The sequence below is a fragment of the Streptomyces sp. NPDC054847 genome (assembly GCF_053610925.1).
Window position 1 is genome coordinate 1 of record NZ_JBSGZJ010000577.1, and the last position, 3887, is coordinate 3887.

Consider the following 3887-nt stretch of genomic DNA (forward strand, 5'->3'; position numbering starts at 1 on the left):
CCCCGGGGGCGCCCGGCCGGCCCCGAGGGCCGGCGCGGCTCAGCGCCGGCGGGGCCGGGCGACGCGCCGGCGGCGGGTGCGGAGCGCCAGGGCGCCCGCGCCCAGCAGGATCGCGCCCCCGACCCCGACGCCGATACGGGTGAGCGGTCCGGAGCCGGTGGTGGCGAGCTGGCCGGAACGGCTCGGCGACACCCCGGCGGGCGTGACCGGGGCCGGCGCCGCGCTGCGGGACGGGTCCGTGGTGGTCCGGGCGGGGCTTGGCCCGGCCGACCGGCTCCCCTCCCCCGCCACGACGGTGAAGCGGTGGTCCCCCGAGGCCCCCACCCAGTCGCCGTCGTCCCCCTTGCGCTGCACGACGGCGGCGTTGACGGTGACCGTGTTCGAGGGCGTGTCGGTGGAGAGCGAGAGCCTGGTCCGTACGGTGAGCGTCCCGCCGGCGGGTACGACGAAGCCCTGGAAGTCGTCGAAGACGCCGACGATCTCGTCCTCGGTGGTCTCCTCGAGCACGACCGGGCGCCACCGTTCCGCGTCCGGGTCGTAGAACTCGAGGGTGACGCGGTCCTCGGTGAGTCCGCGGTCCTGGGCGGTGAGGACGATCACCGGGTGGATCCGGTGACAGGTCTCGCGGGTGCTGTTCGTGAGCTCCACCGACCAGGAGTGGAAGCCCGACCCTGCCCGGACGGTGGTGGGACCGCCATCAATCCGGGTCCCGATCGGGAACACCGGGTCGGAGACCTTGCCGCAGGTGGGCGCGCGGTCGGCGGGCCGGTCGCCGGACCGGTCCTCGGCCGGCGCGGTGGACGCGGCGGTGACGGACCGCTGGGGGCCGCGGGCGGCGATGGCGGCGGAGCCGCTGACCACCGCGGACGCGATCAGCGCCGCGACGGCTCCGAGGGCGAGGGCATTGCGCGTTCGCATGAGAGGCAGGCCTTTGCTTGCTCGCGTACTGCCGGGATCGCCCGGGCGTGGCCCGGGACCGTGCCATGTGTGCCCGCCGGCGCGGGCACCGCGGACCCGGTACGGCCGATCAGCGGCCGAACGCCCCTCCTGTCAGCGTATTTCCGGCGCCGGAGGATTGGCCTGCGGTCCCTCCGGGGACGCGGCGGCCGGGGCGACCGCTTCCGACCGGCCGAAGAGCGGGGCGAGCACGAGCTGGGCGGCGCCGTCGGCGACGGTCTGCTCGCCGTCCCCCGCTGCAGCCGTCACGGGGACATCGGCGCGCTGGGCGAGCACGGCCCGCACTCCCTGCACGAACTCGTCCGCCTGGGCGTCGACGACACGGCCGCCCAGGAGGACCCGTTCGATGTCGAGGAGTTCCACGAGGTTGGTGGCGCCGACGCCGAGGACACGGGCGGCGCCCGCGATGTCGCCACGGGCGACCGCTTCCAGGCAGAGCACCTCGATGCAGCCGCGTCTGCCGCAGGTGCACAGGGGCCCGTCGAGCTGGATCACCTGGTGGCCGAACTCGCCCGCGTCGGTGCGTGCGCCCCGGTAGAGCACGCCGCCGAGGACGAGTCCGGCGCCGAGCCCGGTGCCGAGGTGGAGGTAGGCGAAGGAGTCGCCGGGGCCGCGCAGGGCGATGCCGAGGGCCGCGGCGTTGGTGTCCTTGTCGAGGACGACGGGCAGCCCGAGACGTCCGGCGAGCACGTCCCGCAGCGGAAAGCCCTCCCACTGCGGGAAACCGGTGACGCGCTGGGTCACGCCGTTGAAGTGGTCGAGCGGTCCCGGCATGGCGACGCCGACCCCGAGCACCCGCAGACCGGCGGCACCGAGGACGAGACCGGCCGGTCCCGCCGGGTCCGCGTCGGCGAGGAGGACCCCGACCTCTGCCACCGTCTTGGTGACGACCGCATCGGTGCCCGCGCCGAGGTCCAGCGGGACCTTCCGGCCGGCGACACGGGTGCCGGCGAGGTCGACCAGGACCACCGTCAGCTCGTCCCGGTCCAGATGAACGCCCAGCGCGTACCCCGCGGAGGGCACCAGACGCAGCACCGTCCGCGGTTTACCGCCGGTCGACGCGCGCTGTCCCGCCTCCGCGACCGTGCCCTCCTCGCGCAGCCGGGCGACAATCTTGCTGACGGCCTGGGGTGTGAGCCCCGTGCCGTCGGCCAGTTCGAGCCTGCTGATGCCGCCCTCGCCCGCTGATCGCAGCAGGTCGAGGACGAGCGCCGCATTGTGGCTGCGCAGCGCGGGCAGATTGGCTCCCACTCCCGCCATGCTCCTGTTCACTCCTCCATTGTCCGCCCCGCTTGCAGTTTGGCAACACCGTTGCTTAAGTGGACGGCATGACTGGTACCGGCTCTCCCCTCCGCGTCGCACTCATCGGCTACGGCCTGGCGGGCTCCGTCTTCCACGCCCCGTTGATCGCCGCCACCGAGGGACTCGTCCTCGACACGGTCGTCACCTCCAGCCCGGAACGGCAGGAGCAGGCCCGCACCGCGTTCCCCGGGGTCCGCGTCGAGGCATCGCCGGACCGCCTGTGGGCCCGGGCCGACGAGCTCGACCTGATGGTCGTCGCCACACCGAACAAGACGCATGTCCCGCTCGCCCGCGCCGCCCTCGAGGCGGGTACCGCGGTCGTCGTCGACAAGCCCCTCGCCGGTACGGCCGCCGAGGCGCGGGCGCTCGCCGCCCTGGCCGCCGAGCGCGGTCTCGTGCTCTCCGTGTTCCAGAACCGCCGCTGGGACAACGACTTCCTGACCCTGCGGAGGCTCATCGAGGCCGGCGAACTGGGCGAGGTGCAGCGCTTCGAGTCCCGCTTCGAGCGCTGGCGCCCTCAGCTCAAGGGCGGCTGGCGCGAGTCGGGCGACCCGCAGGAGATCGGCGGCCTCCTCTACGACCTCGGCAGCCATGTCGTCGACCAGGCGCTGACCCTCTTCGGCCCCGCGGTGCGGGTGTACGCGGAGTCCGACGTGCGCCGCGCCGGCGCGCAGGCCGACGACGACACCTTCATCGCGATCACGCACGCCAACGGCGTCCGCTCGCATCTGTACGCCAGCGCCACGACCGCGCAGCTCGGCCCTCGATTCCGGGTTCTGGGCTCCGCAGGCGGGTACGTGAAGTACGGCCTGGACCCGCAGGAGGACGCTCTGCGCGCCGGCCGCCGTCCGGACGACGGCGAGCCATGGGGCGTGGAGCCGGAGTCGATGTGGGGCCGGGTCGGTGCGGGAGAGTCGCCGCTGACGGGCGGGGGCGCTCCCGTGGAGACCGTACCGGGCGACTACCCCGCGTACTACGCGGCGGTCGCCGCCGCGGTGCGCGAGAAGGCCGCTCCGCCGGTCACCGCGGAGGAGGCCGCGGCCGCCCTGGACGTACTGGAGGCCGCCCGCCGTTCCGCCCGTGAAGGGATCACCGTCACCGTGGAGGTCACCGCATGAACACGGACACGATGAAGCCGGTCCCCCACCTCACCGTCGACGAGATCGTCCAGCAGGAGCGGCGGCTCACGCTGCGCCGGTTCACCCACGCCGACGCGTGGGCGCTCGGCAGCATGCTGGTCGAGATGGCGCACCTGCGCGAGGCTCCGGTCGCCATCGACATCCGCCGCGGGGCGCAGCAGCTGTTCCATGCCGCGCTGCCGGGCTCGAGCGCCGACAACGACGCCTGGATTGACCGCAAGCGGCGGGTCGTGGAGCGGTACGGCGAGAGTTCGTACCTGGTCGGGGCACGCCACCGCGCCAAGGGCACCACGTTCGAGGAGTCCTCGCGGCTGGACCCGGACCTGTACGCGGCGCACGGCGGTTCGTTCCCGATCACGGTCGTCGGAGCCGGGGTCGTCGGCTCGGTGACGGTCTCCGGTCTGCCCCAGGCCGAGGACCACGCGATGGTGGTCGAGGCGCTGGAGCGCTTCATCGACAGGTGATACCGCGTTCGGGTCCGTGCGGTGC

The 3887-nt window shown here is 74.0% G+C and carries 4 protein-coding genes; 2 read left to right on the top strand and 2 right to left on the bottom strand.

Annotation, left to right across the window (positions count from 1 at the left end; genetic code table 11):
• Positions 1 to 39 precede the first annotated feature (39 nt).
• Together ACWGH4_RS32605 and ACWGH4_RS32610 are read right to left on the bottom strand one after the other, a co-directional pair.
• Complete coding sequence (locus ACWGH4_RS32605; protein ID WP_453467209.1) at positions 40 to 918, bottom strand: hypothetical protein; 879 nt, start codon at positions 916 to 918, stop codon at positions 40 to 42.
• A gap of 132 nt (positions 919 to 1050) precedes the next feature.
• The gene (locus tag ACWGH4_RS32610) at positions 1051 to 2217 is read right to left on the bottom strand and encodes an ROK family transcriptional regulator (RefSeq protein ID WP_453467211.1); all 1167 of its coding nucleotides are present in this window, start codon (positions 2215 to 2217) and stop codon (positions 1051 to 1053) included.
• Positions 2218 to 2285: 68 nt separating this feature from the next.
• Here ACWGH4_RS32610 and ACWGH4_RS32615 point away from each other — a divergent pair, with 68 nt between their 5' ends.
• Together ACWGH4_RS32615 and ACWGH4_RS32620 are read left to right on the top strand one after the other, a co-directional pair.
• On the top strand, positions 2286 to 3377 hold the full coding sequence (locus ACWGH4_RS32615; RefSeq protein ID WP_453467213.1) for a Gfo/Idh/MocA family oxidoreductase: 1092 nt from the start codon (positions 2286 to 2288) through the stop codon (positions 3375 to 3377).
• Complete coding sequence (locus ACWGH4_RS32620) at positions 3374 to 3862, top strand: heme-degrading domain-containing protein (protein WP_441265544.1); 489 nt, start codon at positions 3374 to 3376, stop codon at positions 3860 to 3862. Before ACWGH4_RS32615 ends, ACWGH4_RS32620 begins: the two co-directional genes overlap by 4 nt.
• The last annotated feature ends 25 nt before the right edge of the window (positions 3863 to 3887 follow it).

Excerpts from the sequence above, each read along its gene's own strand:
- ACWGH4_RS32605 (WP_453467209.1), bottom strand. The coding sequence starts at position 918 with ATGCGAACGCGCAATGCCCTCGCCCTCGGAGCCGTCGCGGCGCTGATC.
- ACWGH4_RS32610 (WP_453467211.1), bottom strand. The coding sequence starts at position 2,217 with ATGGCGGGAGTGGGAGCCAATCTGCCCGCGCTGCGCAGCCACAATGCG.
- ACWGH4_RS32615 (WP_453467213.1), top strand. The coding sequence starts at position 2,286 with ATGACTGGTACCGGCTCTCCCCTCCGCGTCGCACTCATCGGCTACGGC.
- ACWGH4_RS32620 (WP_441265544.1), top strand. The coding sequence starts at position 3,374 with ATGAACACGGACACGATGAAGCCGGTCCCCCACCTCACCGTCGACGAG.